General features: G+C 62.0%; 20 protein-coding genes and 9 tRNA genes. 13 read left to right on the top strand and 16 right to left on the bottom strand.

The genetic code is table 11. The features are described 5' to 3' along the window. Window positions 1–24: 24 nt before the first annotated feature. The gene (ppgK, locus tag FE240_RS01345) at window positions 25–783 is read left to right on the top strand and encodes a polyphosphate--glucose phosphotransferase (protein ID WP_193003077.1); all 759 of its coding nucleotides are present in this window, start codon (window positions 25–27) and stop codon (window positions 781–783) included. Window positions 784–834: 51 nt separating this feature from the next. On the opposite strand, the gene FE240_RS01340 is transcribed toward ppgK, so the two are convergent. From FE240_RS01340 to orn, 9 genes are all read right to left on the bottom strand, one after another. Beyond that, complete coding sequence (locus FE240_RS01340) at window positions 835–1,290, bottom strand: hypothetical protein (protein WP_193003076.1); 456 nt, start codon at window positions 1,288–1,290, stop codon at window positions 835–837. Between the two features lie 173 nt (window positions 1,291–1,463). Then, a tRNA-Gly gene (locus FE240_RS01335) sits at window positions 1,464–1,539 on the bottom strand. Window positions 1,540–1,564: 25 nt separating this feature from the next. Then, a tRNA-Gly gene (locus FE240_RS01330) sits at window positions 1,565–1,640 on the bottom strand. Between the two features lie 25 nt (window positions 1,641–1,665). Beyond that, window positions 1,666–1,741: transfer RNA gene (locus FE240_RS01325), tRNA-Gly, on the bottom strand. A 25-nt stretch (window positions 1,742–1,766) separates the two neighbouring features. After that, window positions 1,767–1,842, bottom strand: a tRNA-Gly gene (locus FE240_RS01320). A gap of 23 nt (window positions 1,843–1,865) precedes the next feature. Then, window positions 1,866–1,941: transfer RNA gene (locus FE240_RS01315), tRNA-Gly, on the bottom strand. Window positions 1,942–1,963: 22 nt separating this feature from the next. Then, a tRNA-Gly gene (locus tag FE240_RS01310) sits at window positions 1,964–2,039 on the bottom strand. A 24-nt stretch (window positions 2,040–2,063) separates the two neighbouring features. Then, a tRNA-Gly gene (locus FE240_RS01305) sits at window positions 2,064–2,139 on the bottom strand. A 141-nt stretch (window positions 2,140–2,280) separates the two neighbouring features. Then, complete coding sequence (gene orn / locus FE240_RS01300; protein ID WP_193003075.1) at window positions 2,281–2,826, bottom strand: oligoribonuclease; 546 nt, start codon at window positions 2,824–2,826, stop codon at window positions 2,281–2,283. Window positions 2,827–2,906: 80 nt separating this feature from the next. On the opposite strand from orn, the gene rsgA reads away from it, so the two are divergent. The 5 genes from rsgA to FE240_RS01275 are packed head-to-tail and all read left to right on the top strand — an operon-like array spanning window position 2,907 to window position 5,752. Continuing rightward, entirely contained in the window at window positions 2,907–3,947 is a 1,041-nt protein-coding gene (gene rsgA / locus FE240_RS01295; protein WP_226798930.1) for a small ribosomal subunit biogenesis GTPase RsgA, read from the top strand. Window positions 3,948–3,970: 23 nt separating this feature from the next. Further along, the gene (asd, locus tag FE240_RS01290; protein WP_193003073.1) at window positions 3,971–4,837 is read left to right on the top strand and encodes an archaetidylserine decarboxylase; all 867 of its coding nucleotides are present in this window, start codon (window positions 3,971–3,973) and stop codon (window positions 4,835–4,837) included. Window positions 4,838–4,840: 3 nt separating this feature from the next. Beyond that, entirely contained in the window at window positions 4,841–5,077 is a 237-nt protein-coding gene (locus FE240_RS01285) for a VF530 family protein (protein ID WP_193003072.1), read from the top strand. Window positions 5,078–5,092: 15 nt separating this feature from the next. Beyond that, window positions 5,093–5,344, top strand: coding sequence for a DUF2960 family protein (locus FE240_RS01280; RefSeq protein ID WP_042044966.1), 252 nt, complete (start codon window positions 5,093–5,095; stop codon window positions 5,342–5,344). Between the two features lie 3 nt (window positions 5,345–5,347). Further along, entirely contained in the window at window positions 5,348–5,752 is a 405-nt protein-coding gene (locus tag FE240_RS01275) for a hypothetical protein (RefSeq protein ID WP_193003071.1), read from the top strand. A 69-nt stretch (window positions 5,753–5,821) separates the two neighbouring features. Here FE240_RS01275 and FE240_RS01270 read toward each other — a convergent pair whose 3' ends face one another. Beyond that, window positions 5,822–6,319, bottom strand: coding sequence for a hypothetical protein (locus tag FE240_RS01270; RefSeq protein WP_193003070.1), 498 nt, complete (start codon window positions 6,317–6,319; stop codon window positions 5,822–5,824). Between the two features lie 168 nt (window positions 6,320–6,487). Here FE240_RS01270 and FE240_RS01265 point away from each other — a divergent pair, with 168 nt between their 5' ends. Continuing rightward, on the top strand, window positions 6,488–8,452 hold the full coding sequence (locus tag FE240_RS01265; protein WP_193004395.1) for a sensor domain-containing protein: 1,965 nt from the start codon (window positions 6,488–6,490) through the stop codon (window positions 8,450–8,452). Between the two features lie 47 nt (window positions 8,453–8,499). Here the strand turns inward: FE240_RS01265 and rraB are convergent, their stop codons facing one another. Beyond that, the gene (gene rraB, locus FE240_RS01260; protein WP_042044963.1) at window positions 8,500–8,847 is read right to left on the bottom strand and encodes a ribonuclease E inhibitor RraB; all 348 of its coding nucleotides are present in this window, start codon (window positions 8,845–8,847) and stop codon (window positions 8,500–8,502) included. A 187-nt stretch (window positions 8,848–9,034) separates the two neighbouring features. Between rraB and FE240_RS01255 the strand changes: the two genes are divergently transcribed. From FE240_RS01255 to FE240_RS01240, 4 genes are all read left to right on the top strand, one after another. Then, window positions 9,035–9,110 (top strand) — tRNA-Phe (locus tag FE240_RS01255). Window positions 9,111–9,117: 7 nt separating this feature from the next. Next, window positions 9,118–9,193, top strand: a tRNA-Asn gene (locus tag FE240_RS01250). A 139-nt stretch (window positions 9,194–9,332) separates the two neighbouring features. Further along, window positions 9,333–10,598 carry an alpha/beta fold hydrolase gene (locus FE240_RS01245; protein WP_404800043.1) on the top strand — a complete coding sequence of 422 codons (1,266 nt, stop codon included), beginning with the start codon at window positions 9,333–9,335 and terminating at the stop codon, window positions 10,596–10,598. Between the two features lie 132 nt (window positions 10,599–10,730). Continuing rightward, window positions 10,731–13,613, top strand: a complete 2,883-nt coding sequence (locus FE240_RS01240) for an HD domain-containing phosphohydrolase (protein ID WP_193003069.1) — start codon at window positions 10,731–10,733, stop codon at window positions 13,611–13,613. Window positions 13,614–13,668: 55 nt separating this feature from the next. Here the strand turns inward: FE240_RS01240 and FE240_RS01235 are convergent, their stop codons facing one another. From FE240_RS01235 to trmB, 4 genes are all read right to left on the bottom strand, one after another. Beyond that, window positions 13,669–14,970, bottom strand: coding sequence for a rhodanese-like domain-containing protein (locus tag FE240_RS01235; protein ID WP_193003068.1), 1,302 nt, complete (start codon window positions 14,968–14,970; stop codon window positions 13,669–13,671). A 25-nt stretch (window positions 14,971–14,995) separates the two neighbouring features. Further along, complete coding sequence (glsB, locus tag FE240_RS01230; RefSeq protein ID WP_193003067.1) at window positions 14,996–15,910, bottom strand: glutaminase B; 915 nt, start codon at window positions 15,908–15,910, stop codon at window positions 14,996–14,998. A gap of 63 nt (window positions 15,911–15,973) precedes the next feature. Further along, complete coding sequence (locus FE240_RS01225) at window positions 15,974–16,306, bottom strand: YggL family protein (protein ID WP_193003066.1); 333 nt, start codon at window positions 16,304–16,306, stop codon at window positions 15,974–15,976. Window positions 16,307–16,324: 18 nt separating this feature from the next. Next, complete coding sequence (trmB, locus tag FE240_RS01220) at window positions 16,325–17,038, bottom strand: tRNA (guanosine(46)-N7)-methyltransferase TrmB (RefSeq protein ID WP_193004391.1); 714 nt, start codon at window positions 17,036–17,038, stop codon at window positions 16,325–16,327. Window positions 17,039–17,418: 380 nt separating this feature from the next. On the opposite strand from trmB, the gene FE240_RS01215 reads away from it, so the two are divergent. Together FE240_RS01215 and FE240_RS01210 are read left to right on the top strand one after the other, a co-directional pair. Then, complete coding sequence (locus FE240_RS01215; protein ID WP_193003065.1) at window positions 17,419–18,498, top strand: M28 family metallopeptidase; 1,080 nt, start codon at window positions 17,419–17,421, stop codon at window positions 18,496–18,498. Between the two features lie 158 nt (window positions 18,499–18,656). Then, window positions 18,657–19,838 (top strand): aminotransferase-like domain-containing protein, encoded by a 1,182-nt coding sequence (locus FE240_RS01210; RefSeq protein ID WP_193003064.1) that lies wholly within the window; start codon window positions 18,657–18,659, stop codon window positions 19,836–19,838. A gap of 55 nt (window positions 19,839–19,893) precedes the next feature. Here FE240_RS01210 and FE240_RS01205 read toward each other — a convergent pair whose 3' ends face one another. After that, window positions 19,894–21,411, bottom strand: coding sequence for an EAL domain-containing protein (locus FE240_RS01205; RefSeq protein WP_193003063.1), 1,518 nt, complete (start codon window positions 21,409–21,411; stop codon window positions 19,894–19,896). Window positions 21,412–21,516: the final 105 nt, after the last annotated feature.

Raw genomic sequence — 21,516 nt, 5'->3', positions numbered from 1 at the left:
ATGGGCGCAGACAAGGAGTCAAGCATGCAAATATTGGGTGTCGATATCGGCGGTTCCGGCATAAAAGGGTGTTTGGTCGATACCACGACCGGTGAGCTGATCGGTGAGCGTCACCGCATCCAAACCCCGCAACCCGCCACGCCGGCGGCCGTCGCCCATACCCTCAAGGCGCTGGTCGAACACTTCGAATGGAAGGGGCCGATCGGCTGCGGCTTTCCCGCCACCATCCAGCACGGGATCGCCAAAAGTGCCGCCAACATCGACTCAAGCTGGGTCGAGACCGATGTCGAGCATCTGTTTCGCGAGATCACCGGCCTGCCCTGCTTCGTGCTCAACGACGCCGATGCCGCCGGTATCGCCGAGATGCGCTTTGGTGAAGGAAAGGCTCGGCAGGGCGTGATCATCCTGGTCACGGTCGGCACCGGGATCGGTACCGCCGTGTTCGTCAACGGCCAACTGCTGCCCAACACCGAGCTGGGCCATCTGATGCTGGAGGGGATGATCGCCGAGCGCTACTGCTCCGATGCGGCCCGCAAACGCGAGGATCTCAGCTGGAGCAAGTGGGGTAAGCGCTTCAACCAATATCTGGCACGCCTCGAGTTTCTCTTCTCCCCCGATCTGTTCATCCTCGGCGGCGGCAGTGCCGCCAAGATGGACAAGTTCATCGACAAGATTGCCACCCGGGCGCCGCTGGTGCCCGCCGCCAGCCTCAACCAGGCCGGCATCATCGGTGCGGCGCTGCATGCCGCTGCCCGCCAAAGCCCTGCGCGCAAGCGTAAATAGGCCGGGCGCAAAAACGAGCAGGGAGGCCCGAGGCCTCCCTGTTTTTTTAGGTCACATGTCGTCAAAGCGATGCACGCCGTGCACGAAGCGGGTCAAGCGCTGCTGCTCGAGGCTGGCCAGGGCATCGAGCAAGGCGGCAGTGCCGTCGGTCGGGCACTCGCGCGCCATGCGTGATAACTCCTCGGTCAACTGCCGCTCAAACCCGGTGACCAGCGCAATGATGGCCTCCCCGTCCATGTCGGCAGGCAAGGTGGTGCTGTTGATGGTCGCCAGCATGTCGTGGGAGATCCCCTGCTCAAGCCAGGTCTCGGCCACGCTCTCACCGAGCTGGCTGGCATACTCGTGCAACTGGCCGGTGGCGGCATCCTCCCTGCCCCGCAGATAGGCCAGCAACAACCGGCTGCGTTCGGCATCGGCCTGACGCTCGAGGCGGCCATAGAGACGAGAAAGCATCTGGTGTACCTGCTCGATATAGAGCAGCAAATCCTTGATCTGCTGGAAGCGCATGACGGTCTCCTCCCTTTTTCATCCCATCCCAGTATAAAAAAGGCAGGAGGGCCGCCAAACAGGCAGGGGCAGGCCGATTGCGGCAGGTCAAGGCAACGGCGAATAAAGCGACAAGAAGAGAAAAGAGGAATGTTTTCTGCTTGGCAGAATAGGAACGACTTGAGAAGAAAATTTGGAGCGGGAAACGAGACTCGAACTCGCGACCCCGACCTTGGCAAGGTCGTGCTCTACCAACTGAGCTATTCCCGCAACGGAGGGTCATCTGCAAGATGCTTGGAGCGGGAAACGAGACTCGAACTCGCGACCCCGACCTTGGCAAGGTCGTGCTCTACCAACTGAGCTATTCCCGCAACGGAATGGCATCTGCAAAAGATTTGGAGCGGGAAACGAGACTCGAACTCGCGACCCCGACCTTGGCAAGGTCGTGCTCTACCAACTGAGCTATTCCCGCAAAACAGATTGTCATCGCAGTGGATTGGAGCGGGAAACGAGACTCGAACTCGCGACCCCGACCTTGGCAAGGTCGTGCTCTACCAACTGAGCTATTCCCGCAACGGAGTGCCACCGGCGATGTTTGGAGCGGGAAACGAGACTCGAACTCGCGACCCCGACCTTGGCAAGGTCGTGCTCTACCAACTGAGCTATTCCCGCAACAGATTGTCACCGTGATGATTGGAGCGGGAAACGAGACTCGAACTCGCGACCCCGACCTTGGCAAGGTCGTGCTCTACCAACTGAGCTATTCCCGCAACGCGGCATCATCAACGATATTTTGGAGCGGGAAACGAGACTCGAACTCGCGACCCCGACCTTGGCAAGGTCGTGCTCTACCAACTGAGCTATTCCCGCAACGCACAGCGGCGCGACTTGCGCTACTGCACGGGAGCCGAATTATACGAGGGGGCACTTCAATTGCAAGGGCTTTTTCGGTGTGCCTCGCACGACTGCCTAAAAGCTCGCCGAACTGGCGAGCCCCCCGCCAACCCCGACTCAGATGGTAAAGACGCGCTCACGGTAGAAACGCAGCTCGGCCACCGACTCGCGGATGTCGTCGAGCGCCTGGTGGGTGCCCTGCTTCGTAAACTCACCGAGGATCTCGGGCTTCCAGCGCCGCACCAGCTCCTTGATGGTGCTGACGTCCACGTTGCGGTAGTGGAAGAAGGCCTCCAGCTCTGCCATGTGCTTAACCATGAAGCGGCGATCCTGGCCGATGCTGTTGCCACACATGGGGCTGGTGCACTCGGGCACCCACTGGCGCAAAAAGGCGAGGGTTTCGGCCACGGCCGCCGCCTCGTCATAGCGGCTGGCCTTGACCCGCGCGATGAGGCCGGAGCCACCATGGGTGTTCTGGTTCCACTCATCCATCTTGGCCAGCTCGGCTTCGCTCTGGTGGATGGCAATCACCGGCCCCTCGGCCAGCACGTTGAGATCCTTGTCGGTGACGATAGAGGCGATCTCCAGCACCACATTCTCTTCGGGATCGAGGCCGGTCATCTCCATGTCGATCCACACCAGATTCTGCTCTGAAACGGTCATCTTGCTTACTCTTTGGCGGCATTTTGTGAATTTGCATGTATCATACTGGCTTTGTTTTTAGCAGCAAAACGGCGAATCGCGTGGCAAAGAGAGCGAAACTCAATCTGGGACAGCAGCGGCGGGTGCAAGCCAACCGCGACAAGCGCCTAAGCGACTTGAAAAAGGATCGGGCGCCACAGATCGACGACAGCCTGCTGGGCGCCCCCGAAGAGGGGATCGTCATCAGCCGCTTCGGCCAGCATGCCGATGTGGAGTCGCACGACGGCACCACCCGCCGCTGCAACCTGCGCCGTACCCTCGGCAGCGTGGTGTGCGGCGACAAGGTGATCTGGCGGCCGGGCAACGCGGAAGGGTCGCCCGGCGTCATCGAGGCGGTGCATCCGCGCCATTCGGTGCTGACCCGTCCCGACTTCTATGACGGGGTCAAACCGATCGCGGCCAACATCGATCAGATCATCATCGTCTCCGCCGTGGTGCCAGAGTTCTCCACCAACATCGTCGACCGCTATCTGGTGGCCGCCGAGGATGTGGAGATCCCGCCCCTCATCGTCCTCAACAAGGTCGACATGCTGAGCGAGGCCGAGCGCGCCACGGTCGAGGAGCAACTCGATGTCTATCGCCGGCTCGGTTACCCCGTGCTGCTGGTGAGCAGCCAAAGTGGCGAGGGGCTCGATGCCCTCAAGGCCACCCTGGCCGACAAGGTGAGCATCTTCGTGGGTCAGTCGGGGGTCGGCAAGTCGTCGCTCACCAACTCCCTGCTGCCTGGGCTGGACGTGCTGACCGGCGAGATCTCCGAGGTCTCAGGGCTGGGCCAGCACACCACCACCACGGCGCGCCTCTACCACTTCCCGAGCGGCGGCGATCTCATCGACTCCCCCGGCATCCGTGAATTCTCCCTCTGGCACCTCGAGCCGGAGCGGGTCACTTGGTGTTTCGTGGAGTTTCGCGACTACCTGGGTGGCTGCAAGTTCCGCGACTGCACGCACAAGGATGACCCTGGCTGCGTGCTGCGCGAGGCGGTCGAGCGGGGCGAGATCACCCGCGAGCGCTTCAGCAACTATCACCGGATCCTGGAATCGATGCAGGAAACCCGCCACGGCAGGCAGCAAGCCCGCCTCTGAATCTACCTGTGAAGACGAGCATCATGAGCATCACTGACAACCTGAAAATCGCTGGCCAGTACTGCCTGCCCAAGCATCTCCTCTCCCGCCTGGTGGGCAAACTGGCCGCCGCCGAAGCCGGCAGCCTGACCACCCGCATCATCGAAGCCTTCGTCAAGCGCTATGGCGTGAACATGAGTGAGGCACTGCACGAAGAGGCGTCCCACTACAAGAGCTTCAATGACTTCTTCACCCGGCCGCTGAAAGAGGGGATGCGCCCCGTGGTGGAAGACCCCATGACCCTGGCTCTGCCGGTCGATGGCACCGTCAGCCAGCTCGGCCCCATCCGCCAGGGGCGCGTCATCCAGGCCAAGGGCCACGACTACAGCGCTCGCGAACTGCTCGGCGGTTTTGACGATCTGGTGGCCCCGTTCAAGGACGGTGACTTTGCCACCATCTATCTGGCGCCCAAGGATTATCACCGCATCCACATGCCGCTGGACGGCGTACTGGAGAGCATGGTGTTCGTGCCGGGGGATCTCTTCTCGGTCAACCCCTTAACCGCCCAGAACGTGCCTAATCTGTTTGCCCGCAACGAGCGGGTGGTCGCCACTTTCCGCACCGAGCATGGGCCACTGGCCATGGTGCTGGTCGGCGCCACCATCGTCGCCAGCATCGAAACCCGCTGGGCGGGCTGTATCGCCCCCTGTGGCCGCAAAGAGGTCAAGCGCTGGGATTACCCCGGCGAGCAGGCCATCACCTTGAAAAAAGCCGAGGAGATGGGGCTGTTCAAACTCGGCAGCACCGTCGTCTGCCTGTTTGGGCCGGGCATGCTCGAACAGTTCGAGCCACACCTGCAACCGGGCGTGGTCACCCGCATGGGCGCCCCGTTTGCCCGCCTCAAGGGGTAATCCATGAGCCAGCCGAACAACCCGTTGCACGGGATAACGCTCGCCACCATGGTCACCGAACTGGTGGAGCACTACGGCTGGCCCGAATTGGGTCGGCAGATCCCCATCCGCTGCTTTACTCAAGACCCCAGCATCAAGTCGAGCCTCACCTTCCTGCGCCGCACCCCGTGGGCCCGCGAGAAAGTCGAGGCCCTCTATCTGCTGACCCGCCAGCAGGCGGGTATCTGGCAAAAGTCATAAATTCAGAGAGCGATCATGGCATTCACCATTACCTACCGCTATCGTAAACAGCTCAAGTCGATTGGCTATGCCAATGACAAGCACCACAGCATTTACGATGCGATTGCCACTGCCGAGGGTATCGATCTGGCGCGTTACCGTGCCATGGAGGAGCAGGTGGTCAATATCAGCCGCCGCGACCGCAAGATGCTCAAGGAGTTTCGCGAGAACTACTTTCGCGAGCTGGGATTCAGCGACATCGCCATCGTGAGGGACGAACAGGAGTAAGCGATGCGCCGAGCAACAGGGATGGTTGTACTGATTACCGCACTGCAAGGATGCAGCCTGCTCCCCGACTGGGGAGAGAGCGCTCAGATCACCGATCGGCACGGCTGCGTGCGCAGCGAGGGTTATCGTTGGTCACAACTGATGGGGCAGTGCCTCATTCCGGCCGAACAGGCCGTCAAGCTCGGCGCCCTCAACCATGGCGATCCGCGCAGCGCCTGGGTACTGGTCGCCCGGGATCGCAGCGAGGCCGAGATCTATCTGCCAGAGCGCGACTCCATCATGCTGCCCCGTCAGAATCAGGGGGATAAGCCCAGCTGGAGCAGTGGCGACTGGTCACTGCTGCATGGCAGTGGTTACGTGCTGAGCGAAGATGGCTACGCCCGCTTTCACAACTACGGAGCCCGCTAGCGCTCTGCGGGCCTCAGACAGCAAAAGAAAAGCGGGGCTAGGCCCCGCTTTTCTTTTTCCCTTCCCGACTCAGTCGCCGAGCGAGGCAAACAGGCTGTTTTCCAGCTCGCCACGCGACACGCAGACCGGCGTGAGGGAGGGAGCTGGCACTCGGTCGCCAGAAGCCTCCACGTAGAAGAGCTGGGTGTTGCCCTTGACGTTGACGGTGGCCACGCTGCTATCACCGCTTTGGGTGATGATCAGGTTAACCTGCACATTGGGGTCCCCTGCGACCACCTTGGCCCCCATGGTGCCGCAGTCGAGCCACTTCAGGCCATCGGCAGCCTGTTGCAGGTTGGCGGTCATCAGACCGGCACCACGCTGGCTATTCTCGATTTGCAGACCGTGCTCCTGAAACCACTTCTCGGCACGGGACCAGACCAGATCAACCGGGATCTGCATGGTCTGGGTATTGTTGGTCGCCAGCGCCTGCGGTGCGGTGTAGCGGTAATCTTCGTTGCGGCCATCATTGCCGGCACAACCTGCCAGCAACGCAGCCAGCAGCCCGACTCCATATATCTTCTTCATCTCTTCTCTCACCAGAATCCATGGCCGAGCGGCCAAGGTGAGCATTATCACTCGGACGTCAGAAACTGTCAGCACCCCTCGCCACTGAAACGACAGGCTTTACAAAACAGGAGGGGGTGGCATAGATTGCCGCAAAGTCACCGCAAGAGTAACAGTGTGCCCGCCCCCATGATCCCCGACTGGCTGCAGCAGGTGCTCGACAGCCTACCACTCAGCCTTTTCTGTCGTGATCAGCAAGGGAACTATCTGTTTTGCAACCGTCAATTCGCCCATCAGGCTGGGGTAGATGACCCGCGCGACCTGCTCGGACGCAACGACAGTGAGCTGCCATGGGGAACCCGCTACCGGGAGGAAGATCTTCAGCTACTGCGCGAACGCCGGCCCCTCATCAGTCAGCATGTGCTCTGCGAGCAGAAAGGGGGGGAAATATGGATCCAGACCCACAAGGTGCCCTTCTACGATAAGGAAGGGAATCCGCTCGGCCTGTTTGGCCTCATCGAGGAGATCACCCACCTCAAGGGGCTGGAAGAGGCGCTGAATGCCCAGCAGCAGCTGCAACGCAAGCTGCTTGACGCCATCCCCGATCTGATCTTGCTCTCGCGGGCCGACGGCAGCTTGCTTGAGTACAACCAGGCCCTGCTCGACTTCCTCGATCTGCCGCGTGGCCACCGCGCACTGCAACGCCCCGATAACCTGACCGCCCCCCTCACCCGCGCCTCACAGGAGAGCCGCGAGTTCGTCTTGGCCGATGCACAAGGGCGCCGCCATCTGCTTGAGGTGACCCATCTCGAGGTGCCCAACCTAGGCGAGCCCGCCACCCTGACCCTGTGCCGTGATGTGACCCAGCAGCGCAGCGCCGAGCAGCAGTTGCACCAGGCTCGCCAGCTCGACAGCCTGACCGGGCTACTCAAGCTGACCACCTTTTTGGAGCGCGCCCAGCAGGGTGACGATCGCCCGGTCTGCCTGTTGATGGTCGACTTACAGCACTTTCACGAGATCAATGCCCGCTTCGGCATCCGCATCGCCGATCAGCTGCTTAGCGAGGTGGCCACTCGTCTGCAACTGCATGCCCCGACCGGGAGCCTGTTGTGCCGGATCGCGGCGGATGACTTCTGCCTGCTGGTGCCGCAAGATCTGCTCAGCACCGAGCGTCGATTATGGGGGGAGTGGCTACGCCGTCGCCTCGCCGCCCCCTACTTGGTGGCGGAACACCGCATCCAGATCGACTGCCACATCGGTATCGCTGAAGGAACCAGCCACGACGCCGAGAGCCTGCTGCGCCACGCCGAGGCCGCCTTGGTTGAGGCCAAGCAGACCCGTCAGCACTTCTTTAGCTTCGATGCCGAGCTGGAGGGACGGATCCGCCGCCGGCGCCTGCTTGAGCAGGCACTGCCACGGGTCATCCATGCCCGTCAACTGCATTTGGCCTATCAGCCCATCATCGCCAGCAGTACAGGCGCTCTGCTCGGCGCCGAGGTACTGTGTCGCTGGCACCATGATGAACTGGGGCCTGTTCCACCGGACGAATTCATCCCCCTGGCCGAACAACTCGGCCTCATCGGTGCCCTCGGCAGCCTAGTGATCCAGCGGGCCGCTCAGCAGTGCGCCGAGTGGCGCGCTCACCAGCCCGATCTATGCCTATCGGTCAACCTTTCACCGCTCCAGTTCCGCCAGCCGAGTCTGTGCAGTGAGCTGTTACAGGCGGTGCAGGCATGGCAACTGCCGCCGGCCGCACTCGAGCTCGAGATCACCGAAAGCGTACTGATGGAAAATGCCGACGAGATAGAGACTAACCTGCGCCAGCTGCTGGCCGCCGGCTTCCCGCTGGCCATCGACGACTTCGGCACCGGTTACTGCTCGCTGGCCTATCTGCCGCGCTTGCACGTGAGCAACCTCAAGCTCGATCGCAGTTTCATCCGCGAGCTGGAAAGCAATCCGGTCACTACCGCCATCGTCCGTTCCGTGATTGGCCTGGCACACGAGATTGGTATGCAGATCACCGCCGAGGGGGTCGAGACCGAGGTCCAGCGCGACTGGCTCATCGCCGCAGGCTGCCAGCGCCTGCAAGGCTACCTGTTTAGCCAGCCTCTGCCGGCAGAGGCGTTCGCCACCCGTTTCCTCGGCAAACGCTGAAAACACAAGAGGCCGCTCGATGAGCGGCCTCTTGCATGGGGGAGCACTTACTCCTGGAAGTAGGTGCCCCAGCCGTCGTACTCCACCCCGTGCTTGGCCACGATCGGCAGCATGGCGTCGATGTCGCCCATGATCGCCTCGACCTTCAGCGGGCGCTGGGTGATGGCATCGAAGCAGAGGATGGTGGCGCCGTCGTCGAGCTCCATCTCCTCGGCGTCGGTCACCTCGTAACCGGCCTTGAAGAGATCGACCGCCGCCTTCTCGAGCTGGTCAAAATCCTGGCTGGCAAAGTGGTGCTCAATCTCATACTCCGCCTCCGGATTGCTGCCATCGGCCAGCAGTTCGTCGATGATGGCAAGGGTCTCCTCGCGCCACTCTTGCGTGTTCAGGCTCATGTTGCCTCCAGGATAAAAAGTTGCGCGCCAGCATACCGCGAACCACGACCCCCGCTCAATCACGGTGAAGGGCCCGGTTCACTTTATCGCCTCTATGTGCAAAAAGACGGCAAACGCACCGTTTGTACGATAAAAATCGCGCCTGCGGTTGACAGAACCCGGAGGAAAGGGTTTAATGCGCGCCGTTGCCCAGATAGCTCAGTCGGTAGAGCAGGGGATTGAAAATCCCCGTGTCGGCGGTTCGATTCCGTCTCTGGGCACCACGACTCTTCCTCCGTAGTTCAGTCGGTAGAACGGCGGACTGTTAATCCGTATGTCACTGGTTCGAGTCCAGTCGGAGGAGCCAAATTTAGAAAAGCCCGCTCATCGAGCGGGCTTTTTGTTTTTCCTCTCCCACACAGTGGCCGGCTAGCAGCCCTCAAGCAGCCGGTGATCCTGCGTCCGGCTCCCGTTATCATGGTTTCCCCTCCAGTCAGGATGCAATCATGACCCCCTACACCCTCGATGGCATGCTGTGCCAACCCATGACCTTGTCAGTCCCCCTCGACCACCAGCAACCACAAGGGGCGCAAATCACCCTATTTGCCCGCACCCTGGTCGACAAAGACCGTCAGGACGACAACCTGCCCTGGCTGCTGTTTTTGCAAGGGGGGCCCGGCTTCGGGGCGCCGCGCCCGACCGCGCGCAGTGGGTGGCTGAAACGAGCACTGCAAGAGTTTCGCGTTCTGCTGCTCGATCAGCGCGGCACTGGCAACTCCACCCCGGTCAGCGCCCAGGCACTGGCCCACCTCACGCCTACCGAGCAGGCCGACTACCTGCGCCATTTTCGCGCCGACAACATAGTGCGTGACGCCGAGTGCTGGCGGGCGCAGCTCTCCCCCGAGCGCCCATGGAGCCTGCTCGGCCAGAGTTTTGGCGGCTTTTGTTGCCTCACCTATCTCTCCTTGTTCCCTGAGGCGCTGCGCGAGGTCTACATCACGGGCGGCATCCCGCCGCTTGGGCGCCGTGCCGACGAGGTCTACGAGGCGACACTGCGCCGGGTGGCCGACAAGCAAGACGCCCTCTGCACCCGCTTTCCCGCCATGCAGGGGCTGCTCGATCGCCTCGCCACCCACCTTCATCACAATGAGGTGTGCCTGCCTAACGGCCAACGCCTGACGGTGGAGCAGTTCCAGCAGCAGGGACTGGATCTTGGCGCCAGCGATGGCCCCGAGTCCCTCTACTACCTGCTGGAGGGTGCGTTCGACGGTGAGCAGCTCAATCCGGCCTTCCTCTACCAGTTGCAGGGGATGCAGCCCTTTAACAGCCACCCCATCTTCGCCATCTTGCATGAATCCATCTATGCCGAAGGGCTTGCCACCGCTTGGGCTGCCGAGCGGGTTCGCCAGCGCCATCCCGATCTCAACTGGGCACCGGGCAAGGCGCTGCGCTTCACCGGCGAGATGATCTACCCCTGGATGTTCGAGCAGTTCAGGGAGCTGCGCCCCCTGCGTGAGGCGGCCCACCTGCTGGCCGAGAAGCGCGACTGGCCTCCCCTCTACGATCGGGCGCGTCTGGCGGCCAATCTGGTACCGGTCGCCTGCGCCGTCTATGCCGAGGACATGTACGTGGAGTTCGACTACAGCCGAGATACCCTCAAGGGGCTCGGCAGCAGCCGGGTCTGGATCACCAACGAGTACGAGCACAACGGCATCCGGGCCGACGGGGAGCGTATCCTCGATCGCCTCATCACCCTCAACCGGGATCGCTGATCGGATGCCGCCCGAGCCGGGCGCAGGCCGGCTCGCCCCACCACCTCTCCTTACCGTGGCGCGATAGGGTGACGATCGAAACGGCTGGCGCCGGCTATAGTGAGTACGCGCCAGCCGTCCACGGAAAGTGATATGAAACGACACGGATCGATCCCCTTCTACCTGCACCTCTCCTATCTCTTCATCGGTTTGTTATTGGTTTTCGCTCTCGTCAGCGGCTGGTACCAGTACCGAGCAGCCAGTCGCCAATCCCTGCAAAGCGCCCACCAGCACTACCAAACCGTGGCCCAAAATACGGCCCGCGAGCTGCTGCACACCTATCAGGGGGGGCAGTTGAGCGCAGAGCTGCTGGCCCAGCAGGGGATCATGACCGCCACCTCGCTGCAAGAGCGGCTGGCGCACCTGCGTTTTTTCACCATCTCCCTTGCCAACAACCCCTCCCTGGTCTCCCTCTATATCGGTTACCGCAGCGGTGACTTCTTTCTGGTGCGTCGCTATCAAAGCGGCACGGCGCTGGCCCACAGCCTAGGTGCCCCGAGCGGCTCAGCCTGGATCGTCCAGAGCATGGCGGGCGCACCGCAACGCGGTGAGTTTCTCTTCTTCGACGCCGAGTTACAGCTGCTGGAGCGGCGCAGCATGCCCGATTACCGCTACGATCCGCGCCAGCGCTACTGGTATCAGGCCGCCATCGTCTCCCACTCACCCGTGATGACCGCCCCCTACGCCTTTGCCACCAACGGCCTGCTCGGCATCACCCTAGCCCAGCGCACCGCCAATGGCATGGGGGTCGCCGCCAGCGACATCCAACTGGAGCAGTTCGGTCAGTTGTTACAGCGAGCTCGCACCACGCCGGGCAGCCAGCTGGCCCTGCTCAGTGACACAGGCCAGGTGCTGGCCACCGCCACCGAAGGGGAGCACAAAGTGGCCCACCTCCCCACCCTGCGTGAGCTGGGCGAAGGGGTATTGCTGGCGCTGCTGCAACAGCGGGAGAGCGGTGAGCCGGTCTCCTTTCGCGCCCCAGAGGGCACCCTCTGGGAGGGGATGCGCCAGAGCATCGCCGTACAGGGGGAGCCACCGCTCACCCTACTGATGGCCTCTCCCCATACCGAGCTACTGGCTGACGCCATGCAGGCGAGCCGCCAGACCTTGCAGATCTCATTGCTGCTGCTCGGCGCCGGACTGGCCGTCGCCTTCTGGCTGTCGCGGCTGGCATCGCGCCCCCTCAATATCCTGCAAGAGGAGGTTCGCAAGATTGAGCAGTTCAAGTTTGGCGAGCCACTGGCCATCGATACCCGCATCGTCGAGATAGAGCGGCTGGCCAGCGCCATCGGCAACATGAAAGAGAGCATTCACCACTTCATGGAGCTGTCACTTGCGCTGGCAAGTGAGACCCGCTTCGAGACCCTGCTGGCCAGGGTTCTCGGAGAGCTCGGCTCGCAGGCCCGCGCCGAGGGGGGGATCCTCTACCTGTGTGAGCAGGAGCTGTTGCAGGAGGCGCAGCGCTTCTGGCAAGGCCCGCCGACGACGGCCGAGCCCCATCCCCCGATCGCGCTGGCGGGCGATCACCTGCTGGCTCGCCTGCTGCGCGAAGGGCGCCTGACCTGTCCGCTGGAGCCCGCACTGCGCCAGGCGAGCTTTCCCCTGCTGCCGGCCTACCCACAGCCGCTGACCCTGCTGACCCTGCCACTGCGCAACCGTGACGGCGAGCTGCTCGGTGTGCTGGCGCTGCAACTGGACGAGCGGCGCCAGCCCATCAGCCCGGAGTGGCTCGCTTTTGCCCAGGCGCTGGCCGGCTCCGCCGCCGTCGCTCTCTCGACCCAGCGCCTGATCCAGGAGCAAAAACAACTGCTCGAATCCTTCATCCAACTGATTGCCGGCGCCATCGATGCCAAGAGCCCCTACACGGGAGGTCACTGCCAGCGGGTACCCGAGCTGACCAAGATGCTGGCGCAGGCCGCCTGCGCCGAGCAGGAGGGGCCGTTTGCCCACTTTGGATTGGATGAAGAGCAGTGGGAGGCGCTGCACATCGCCGCCTGGCTGCATGACTGCGGCAAGGTAACCACCCCCGAGTATGTGGTGGACAAGGCGACCAAGCTCGAGACCCTCTACGATCGCATCCACGAGGTGCGGATGCGCTTTGAGGTGCTCAAGCGCGATGCCGAGATCGCCTGCTGGCAAGGGATCGCGGAAGGGGGGCACAGGGCCACCCTGGAAACGGAGCGGGATCGCCAGTGGGCACAGCTCGACGAGGAGTTCGCCTTCGTCGCCAGTTGCAACGAGGGGAGCGAGTACCTCTCGCCCGAGAAGCGGGAGCGGCTACAGCTCATCGCCCAGCGCACCTGGCTGCGCACCCTCTCCGATCGCATCGGCATCGCCCACGACGAGCTGACCCGCAAGCTGCAAAGCCCGGCCATGACCCTGCCGGTACGCGAGCCACTGCTGGCCGACAAACCGGAACACCTCATCCACCGCAGCCAGCGGGAGCGCATCCCTGAGCACAATCCTTGGGGTTTTCGCATGCCGGTGCCAGGGCTGCTCTACCACCGCGGCGAACTGCACAACCTCGACGTGCAGCGCGGCACCTTGAGCGAGGAGGAGCGCTTCAAGATCAACGAGCACATCATTCAGACCATCATCATGCTGGAGAAGCTCCCCTTCCCCCGCCACCTGCGCCAAGTGCCAGAGATAGCCGGCGGCCACCACGAGAAGATGGATGGCAGTGGCTACCCACGCGGCCTGACCCGGGAGCAGATGAGCATTCCGGCCCGGATGATGGCGATCGCCGACATCTTTGAGGCGCTCACCTCGGTCGATCGCCCCTACAAGCGCGGCAAAACCCTCTCCGAGGCGCTGCGTATCATGGCCATGATGCGCAGCGAGCAGCACATCGACCCGGATCTGTTCGAGCTGTTCCTGCGAAAGGGGATCTATCTCGAGTACGCCCAGCGCTACCTGCGCCCGGAGCAGATCGACGAGGTCGACATCCGCCCCTACCTGGTTTCAGCATCCCACTGACCCCAACAACGACGAGGCCGGACAATGTCCGGCCTCGTTTCACTCTCTCACCCCGTTATTGCGGCTTGCGCTCACCGCTGACTACCGGGTTCTTGGCATCCATGCTCCACTCGTACCAGCCACCATCGAAGACGCTGATCCGCTTCCAATCCATCAGCCAGGCATAGAAGAAGGCCTCGGAGGCGCGCCAGCCGGTGCCGCAGTAGAAGGCGGTCTGCTTGTCCGGCGTGATGCCCCACTGTTGCCACATGGCCAGCAGTTGGGCGGCGTCCTTCATGGTGCCATCCGGGTTGTGGTAATCGCTCATGTCGTTGGCATCCACCCCGGCATGCCCCCACTTGGCACCCTTGATATCCCCCTTGGGCTCGATGTAGCTGTAGCCCGAAGTCTCCCCGATGAACTCGGGCCAACTGCGCACGCTGACCAGCGCCCCGTCCCGCTCGGTCAGGATCTTCTTAGCCCCCGGTACATCGGTCAGGTACTCGGGGTGCTGCGGAAGGGTGACCCCGAAGCCCTTGGCCGGCTCGTAGCGCGTGGGCAGGCCGGTCTCGGTCGGCAGCATGCGCACATACTGGTTGGTCCAGGCATCGAAGCCGCCATCGAGCAGACGCACGTCTTTCACCCCGGCGTAGAGCATGAAGTGGGCAGCGCGGGCCGCCGCCATGGTGTTACGGCCATAGAGAATGACGGTGGTGTCATGGCGAATACCGTTTTCCAGCAGCAGCTTTTCGAGATCCTGATCGGAGACCTTGTTCCACAGCGGCTCAGATTCGAGGCGGTTGGTGTCGATATAGCCGGCCCCCGGTATGTGGCCGATGAGGAAGGCCTTGGGGGCGCCCCAACCCACCTCAAACAGCTTCCATTCTCCCTTGGGGGCGGCCACGACCTTCTCCCCCTTACGCAGGGCCTCGAGCCACTGGGGGTAAACCAGTTGCTGCCAGCGGGCGAGGCGCTCACGCGGCGCGCTTTGCCAGTCGCTCAGCTCATAGAGCTGGGTGAAGCCGTGCTGCTTCTCCAGCATCAGGGCGACTTCGGCCACCTGGCGCTTGTCGCCGTAGAGGGCGACCGGCTTATCCTTGGCCAAGCCCTTCTCGGCCAGGATGCGCGGCCACTGATCGTCATCGATCTTCCAGTCACCGGAGAGGTTAACGGCCCCCTTGACGTGCCCCCCCTGCGACTCGCCCTCCATCGGCCAGCCCTGATAGTAATTACTGGAACGCACGTCGATGAAGCGGGCGTGCTTGGCCTGCGCCTCCTTGAAGGTGAGGGTGAGCAGCTCGCTGGCGGCGACGGCTCCGTGCCACAGCAGGGCGGCACACCACAGGGTGGCCAGACGAATGATGCGCGAAGTGAACATGATGCTCCCGTTGAGTCGTAACAATTCAGAAAATCGAGCGGCCGAGGCGCTCGGCAAACCGTTCCAGTGCGGCGGTCCCCGCCAGCGAGTTGCCCGCCTTGTTGAGCTCTGGCGACCAGACGCAGACCGACAGCTCCCCCGGGATCACGGCGATGATGCCGCCCCCCACCCCGGATTTACCCGGCATGCCGACCCGATAGGCAAAATCCCCCGCCTCATCGTAGAGACCGCAGGTGGCGAGCAGAGCATTGACCTGCTTGGTGGTGCGGGTATCGAGCAGCGGCGCGCCGTCGAGGGGCGTGCCCCGGTTGGCAAGATAGACAAAGGCGCGCGCCAGATCGACGCAGCTCATGCGAATGGCACAGGCATTGAAATAGCTTTGTAGCACCTTGTCCACTTCGTTGTGGAAGTTGCCGTAGGACTTCATCAGGTAGGCGATCGCCGCATTGCGGGCCGAGTGCTGGTACTCGGAGCGGGCGACCACGCTATCGGCGATAACCGCAGAGTTACCCGACAGGCGGCGGGCCAGCTCCAGGGTACGCTGACGCGGGGCAGTGAGGCGGGTTTCGAGCAAATCGCTCACCACCAGGGCGCCGGCGTTGATGAAGGGATTGCGTGGTATCCCCTGCTCGAACTCAAGCTGCACCAAGGAGTTGAACGGCTGGCCCGAGGGCTCCTTGCCCACCCTGGCCCAGATCTCCTCCTCCCGGTAGAGCGTGAGCGCCAGCGTCAGGCTGAGCGCCTTGGAGATGCTCTGGATTGAGAAGGGTTCGTCGGCATCGCCGGCGGTGAACACCTCGCCTTGCACCGTGCATACCGCCATGCCGAGCCGGTTGGCCGGCACCTGGGCCAGAGCGGGGATATAGTCAGCCACCTTGCCCTGCCCGATGAGCGGGCGGACTTCGGCGAGAATGGCATCAAGCAGTTGTGACGACAGCATGCGCTTCCCTATCTTGCGAGACAAAAATCCCGCCGGCGGCGGGATTTTATCAGGCGATGGCGCTTAGGCCGGCTCGCCGTACCAGAGGTCAAACAGGGAAGAGGCCTTGACCTGCTCCATCCCCTTGCCCTTGAGCCAGCCCTCTATAACTTGGCGATCCTCTTCGGTGCACTTGCCGATAGCCTGGGTGCAGACCATCCCTTCCCACACCAGATGGCCGGAGCCGGCAAACGCCAGGGCGCGCGGTTCAACCACCTCATCGATGAAGGCATCGACCAGGGCATCGATCTGCGCCTCGGTAGTGCCAACGGGGAAATTCCAGTTGAGATCGAACCCCAGCTCCTGGAACTCGTCCACACGCAGCTTCTTGCGCAGGCGGCGGCTACGATTGGCCATGTCAGCACTCCTCTCTTATCAGTTGATTCGCTTAAAAATGAGATCCCATACACCGTGGCCGAGACGATGGCCACGCTGCTCAAACTTGGTCAGTGGACGCCACTCGGGACGCGCCACCCAGTTGCCGCTGCTGGCGGTATTTTCATACCCCTCGGCGGCGCTCATCACCTCGAGCATGTGCTCGGCATAGTTTTCCCAATCGGTAGCCATGTGGAAGACGCCACCCACGGCGAGCTTCTGGCGGATCTTCTGGGCAAACTCGGGCTGCACGATGCGGCGCTTGTGATGGCGCTTCTTATGCCAGGGATCGGGGAAAAACAGTTGCAGGCAGGCGAGCGAGCCATCCGGGATCATCAGATCCAGCACCTCGATGGCATCGTGACAGAAGACGCGCAGGTTGGTGACCCCCGCCTCCTGGGCTGCGCTCAGGCAGGCCCCCACCCCAGGGGTGTGCACCTCGATACCGATGAAGTTCTTCTCTGGCGCGTTCTTGGCCATCTCCACCAGGGAGGCGCCCATGCCGAAGCCGATCTCCAGCACCACGGGGGCCTCACGGCCGAACAGGGCGGCCAGATCCAGCATTCCGGGAGCGAAATCCACCCCCATGACGGGCCACAGGTCGGCCAACGCCTTCTCCTGCCCCTTGGTCAGGCGGCCTTCGCGACGGACAAAACTGCGGATCTTGCGCAGGAACTTACCGTCCTCGTTGAATTCGTCTTGGGTCACAGGCATTTCTGGCATAGGAAAAGGCTCGTCATTGCGGGTTCAGTCAAACAGGGTAGCGAATTATCCCAAGAACGCCCCCGAGTGCAACTGTTTCGCACACTTTATCCCCGTCCTCCTCCATCCAGGCGTATCACCACCCCCTCTCAATACTGCATATTCATTGCGCCTCGGGGCAGAAAGGGCGCATGTGGCCGCTATAAGAGACGTTTTGATGGCCACCAAAAGAATAAAAACACAAAATTATTGACTTTTAATTCCATTAACAACAATTTGCAACCGAAGGAAAAGCCGGAAATATCGCACAAATCACATACCGTCATGGGCAAATGGCGCATTGTGCCGATGTTTTAAGCGGTAATACCCATAAAAACGAAAGGAAGCTCAAAATGCATAAGACGCTACTCGCCTTCTCACTGGCCGCTCTGCTCGCCGGCTGTAACGACGCCAGCAACGACTCCAAGGCCCCCACACCCAATCCGGGCGAACACGCCTATGAATTCCTCACCCAGCTCAGCTCGGGGGCCGAGGGGATCGGCGCCCGCCCGACCGGCACCGCTAGCGAGACCGAGGCGGCCAACTGGATCGCCGACAAGCTGACCGGCTGGGGCTATGACGTGACCCGCCAACCCTTTAGCTACCAGAAGAAGGGGGTGGAGATGCACTCCCAGAATCTGATCGTCACGCTGCCCGGCAAGAGCGACAAACTGATCATCGTCGGCGCCCACTACGACAGCACCGGGGAGCAGAAGGGATCGGAAGGCGCCACCGACAACGGGGCCGGTGTCGCCGCCATGCTGGCAGTAGCCGAGACCCTCAAGGGGCAGACCCTGCCCTACACAGTGCGGCTGGTCTTCTTCGGGGCCGAGGAGAACGGCATCAACGGCGCCAAGGCTTATGCCGCCAGCCTGAGTGCCGACGAGGTGGGCGCCACCCTGGCCATGGTGAACAACGACACCATCGCCGGCGGCGATATTCTCTATGTCCATTCGGCCCACTCCGACGTGGCCGAGTACAACTGCGCCGACCCGAGCCGCTACAGCCATGACCCCAAGGTGCGTGACCGCCTGCTGGCGCTCTCCCGCCAGGGCGACATGACCCCCTTCGAGCTGCACCCCGCTTTCCCCGGCTATCCGGCTGGTGAGACCGGCGCCTGGTCCGATCACGCCAGCTTCGCCTGCCTCGGCATCCCCGTCGCCTATCTGGAAGCCACCAACTTCACCATCAACGGCGCCGATGGCTATGACGGCTACTCCCAGAGCACCAACCCGGCCCTGTGGGACTGCTATGACGCCACCACCAAGAGCGCTTGCGATCGGGAGAGCGAGACCCAGTGGGGCAAGATATGGCACACCCAGTACGACCGCCTCGACAAGTTGCAGGAGATCTTCCCCGGCCGCGTTCAGCAGCAGCTCAGCGACGGCACCACCCTGCTGATCCGCTTCCTGCGTGAACCGGGTCTTGAGTAGGAAATCTCGCCCATTGATGGATAAAAAATGGGTAGGTTCCACTCCTGCCCTTTTTTCTCTCAGAGCAAGCAGCGGTTGCCTCATTTTTTAAATCTGTTACAAACGAAAGACGTGGTGGCCCAATGGAAGGGTCACCCAGCAGTGCAGAGAGAGCCAACATGCAGCCGTTTTTTTCCCAACGTTTCGAGAAGGTCGAACCTTCCTTCATCCGCGAGATCCTTAAAGTCACTACCCGCCCGGACATCATCTCCTTCGCCGGCGGGCTGCCCAACCCCAACCTGTTTCCGGTCAAAGCGATCGAACAGGCCTGCCAGCAGGTGCTGAGCGAGCAGGGCGCCGCCACCCTGCAATACGCCACCACCGAGGGCTACGCACCGCTGCGCCAGTACATCGCCGAGCGTTACCAGACCCGCTGGGGCATGCAGGTCAATCCGGATCACATCCTCATCACCAGCGGCTCCCAGCAGGCGCTCGACCTGCTTGGCAAGGTGCTGATCGACGAGGGGCAGGATCTCATCATTGAGGAGCCGGGTTACCTGGGCGCCATCCAGGCCTTCTCCGTCTATCAGCCTAAGTTCCGGCCCATTACCCTGGGTGAGGAGGGGCTGGATCTGGCTGCGCTGGATGCCCTGCTGGAAAGCGGCACCACGGCCCGCCTGCTCTACGGTGTACCCAACTTCCAGAACCCGTCTGGGGTCAGCTACAGCCGCGCCAACCGTGCCGCGCTGGCCGAGCGACTGATCCGCCACAATCTGCTGATGGTCGAGGATGATCCCTACGGCGAGCTGCGCTTCGAGGGCGAGTCCATCGATCCGGTCGCCAAGCTGGCACCGGAAAATACCGTGCTGCTCGGCTCCTTCTCCAAGACAGTGGTGCCGGGCTTTCGCCTCGGTTGGATGGTGGTGCCGGCCTGGTTGCACAAGAAGGTCACCATCGCCAAGCAGGCAACCGACCTGCACAGCAACGCCTTCAGCCAACAGGTGCTGCACCGCTTCCTGACCACTCACTCCCTCGATGCCCACCTCGAGAAAATCAAGGAAGTCTATGGCCGCCAGCGCGCTGCCATGGAGGTCGCCCTGGCCCGCCACTGCCCGCCTTCGGTACGCTGGACCCGCCCCGAGGGCGGCATGTTCCTGTGGTTGACCCTGCCCGAATCGGTCTGCGCCATGGAGCTGTTTCAGGTTGCTATCGAGGAGAAGGTCGCCTTCGTACCGGGTGCCCCCTTCTACGTGCGCCCCGATATCAAGAACACCCTGCGCCTGAGCTTCTCCTGCGTGGATGAGGCCACCATAGAGGAAGGGGTGCAGCGACTGGCCCGCGCCCTGCGCAAGATGCTCTGAGCGCTGTCATCCCCCTATGAAAAAGGCGGCCATCGGCCGCCTTTTTCTTTGCCCCTCAGGGCAGTTTCGCCTCCAACCAGAAGTCGGCCAACGGAACCGGGCAACCATAGAGATAGCCCTGCTGGAAGTCGACCCCGCGCGCCATCAGGTACTCGGCCTGCTCCGGTGTCTCCACCCCTTCCGCCACCAGCGAAAGATCCAGGCGGCTGGCGAGATCGACCACATTGTCGACGATGTGGCGGGACAAGGCATCACTGCCGATCCGAGCCACAAAACTCTGGTCAATTTTGAGGAAATCGACCTTGAACTGTTGCAGATAAACGAGGCTCGAATGCCCGGTGCCAAAATCATCGATGGCAACAGAAACCCCCATCCGATCCAGCTCGTCGAACAGCTGTATGGTGGTCTCATCGGGCACGATCAACTCACGCTCCGTCAGCTCCAGCACCAAATTGACCGGATTGGCGGAGAAGGCCGCCAGGAAGGAGCGGCAATCCTCGATCAGGGAGAGATCGTGACAGTGGCTGGCCGCGATGTTGAAACTGAAGTGAAAATGCGGGGGTAAGGCCGCAGCGCGCGGCCCCATGGCCTCACGCACCTGACGCATCAGCTCTCGGGTCATGGGGACGATGAGGCCGCTATCCTCAGCCAGCGGAATAAAACGATCAGGCCGGATCAGACCGAGTTCCGGGTGCATCCATCGCACCAACACCTCGCACCCCGTCACTTGGGTCCCCTCCCGGTTCATCATGGGTTGCAGGTAAGCCACAAATTCGCCGGCATCCAGCGCCCGGTTCAGCTCGTGATGGAGGCCACTCTTGGTGCGCCGAAAGCAGGCCACACCGAAGAAGACACTCAGCACCAGAGCCAATGTCCCTTCAAGCAGGGCGTGTTCAAGCATGTAAGTTCTAAAAATAGCGGCATTGATGATGTCATTGACCCGATAGGCGTAGCGAGTAGAGGCCACACTCAACCGCTGCCCCTCGACCCAACCTCCGGCCTTGCGGATCCGCTCTTCTGCATCGAGCGTCAACCCGCCCACCTGGAGCCTGATCCCCCCGAGGAGCCCCAGCACATAGCTGAGATCATGACCATTTATACCCACCAGCACGCTGTACTCCCCGACATTCCTGCGGTAAATCAGCACGGACTGGTCGGGCGACAACAGATTATTTGCCTGAAGTGAGAGCTGCCCTTCTGCGTATGGTTGCATATTGACCAACTGCTCTCGATGGCCATAGACGGAGCTGCACAGCATGGTGCCATTGTGCTCAATACTGACCGAGCGGACATCAGGGGTTGACGCCACTATCTTGCGCAATCGCAACTCCTGCTCCCCACAAGAGTCAGTGAGCAGCGGCTCTACCGCAATCGCAACCTGATGAGCATGGTCAAAGACTAGGTCCAGCTTCTGTACCGCCTGCTGCAACCTATCTTGGGTCTGAGAGTGAAGACCTTGCCACCCCAACCAGAAAATCAGGCACAGGCAGAGCAGGAAAAGCAGGCCTCCTGCCGCTAGCGCAATAGCCAGACGCTGAGTGAGACTTCTGGACTTAAATTGAGAAGAATGCATGAGCACCTCATCAGAGCCGGTAGAAAAAATCCACAATAGCGGGGAAAAAAGGGGCCGCATAATAACAGAAAGGGGAGCCTATGGCTCCCCTTTCCATGACTTCAA

The organism is Aeromonas simiae, assembly GCF_014892695.1.
GTDB lineage: Bacteria > Pseudomonadota > Gammaproteobacteria > Enterobacterales > Aeromonadaceae > Aeromonas > Aeromonas simiae.
Note: the sequence above shows the minus strand (reverse complement) of the source record. Positions and strands in the feature narration are given on the sequence as shown.

What these genes read in the sequence shown, in the direction of transcription:
- glsB (WP_193003067.1), bottom strand. Translation starts at nt 15,910, where the DNA reads ATGCTGTCGTCACAACTGCTTGATGCCATTCTCGCCGAAGTCCGCCCG.
- FE240_RS01275 (WP_193003071.1), top strand. Translation starts at nt 5,348, where the DNA reads ATGCGCCGAGCAACAGGGATGGTTGTACTGATTACCGCACTGCAAGGA.
- rraB (WP_042044963.1), bottom strand. Translation starts at nt 8,847, where the DNA reads ATGAGCCTGAACACGCAAGAGTGGCGCGAGGAGACCCTTGCCATCATC.
- FE240_RS01270 (WP_193003070.1), bottom strand. Translation starts at nt 6,319, where the DNA reads ATGAAGAAGATATATGGAGTCGGGCTGCTGGCTGCGTTGCTGGCAGGT.
- FE240_RS01225 (WP_193003066.1), bottom strand. Translation starts at nt 16,306, where the DNA reads ATGGCCAATCGTAGCCGCCGCCTGCGCAAGAAGCTGCGTGTGGACGAG.
- FE240_RS01340 (WP_193003076.1), bottom strand. Translation starts at nt 1,290, where the DNA reads ATGCGCTTCCAGCAGATCAAGGATTTGCTGCTCTATATCGAGCAGGTA.
- FE240_RS01245 (WP_404800043.1), top strand. Translation starts at nt 9,333, where the DNA reads ATGACCCCCTACACCCTCGATGGCATGCTGTGCCAACCCATGACCTTG.
- FE240_RS01235 (WP_193003068.1), bottom strand. Translation starts at nt 14,970, where the DNA reads ATGTTCACTTCGCGCATCATTCGTCTGGCCACCCTGTGGTGTGCCGCC.
- trmB (WP_193004391.1), bottom strand. Translation starts at nt 17,038, where the DNA reads ATGCCTGTGACCCAAGACGAATTCAACGAGGACGGTAAGTTCCTGCGC.
- FE240_RS01265 (WP_193004395.1), top strand. Translation starts at nt 6,488, where the DNA reads ATGATCCCCGACTGGCTGCAGCAGGTGCTCGACAGCCTACCACTCAGC.
- orn (WP_193003075.1), bottom strand. Translation starts at nt 2,826, where the DNA reads ATGACCGTTTCAGAGCAGAATCTGGTGTGGATCGACATGGAGATGACC.
- FE240_RS01240 (WP_193003069.1), top strand. Translation starts at nt 10,731, where the DNA reads ATGAAACGACACGGATCGATCCCCTTCTACCTGCACCTCTCCTATCTC.
- FE240_RS01280 (WP_042044966.1), top strand. Translation starts at nt 5,093, where the DNA reads ATGGCATTCACCATTACCTACCGCTATCGTAAACAGCTCAAGTCGATT.
- FE240_RS01285 (WP_193003072.1), top strand. Translation starts at nt 4,841, where the DNA reads ATGAGCCAGCCGAACAACCCGTTGCACGGGATAACGCTCGCCACCATG.
- ppgK (WP_193003077.1), top strand. Translation starts at nt 25, where the DNA reads ATGCAAATATTGGGTGTCGATATCGGCGGTTCCGGCATAAAAGGGTGT.
- FE240_RS01205 (WP_193003063.1), bottom strand. Translation starts at nt 21,411, where the DNA reads ATGCATTCTTCTCAATTTAAGTCCAGAAGTCTCACTCAGCGTCTGGCT.
- FE240_RS01210 (WP_193003064.1), top strand. Translation starts at nt 18,657, where the DNA reads ATGCAGCCGTTTTTTTCCCAACGTTTCGAGAAGGTCGAACCTTCCTTC.
- asd (WP_193003073.1), top strand. Translation starts at nt 3,971, where the DNA reads ATGAGCATCACTGACAACCTGAAAATCGCTGGCCAGTACTGCCTGCCC.
- FE240_RS01215 (WP_193003065.1), top strand. Translation starts at nt 17,419, where the DNA reads ATGCATAAGACGCTACTCGCCTTCTCACTGGCCGCTCTGCTCGCCGGC.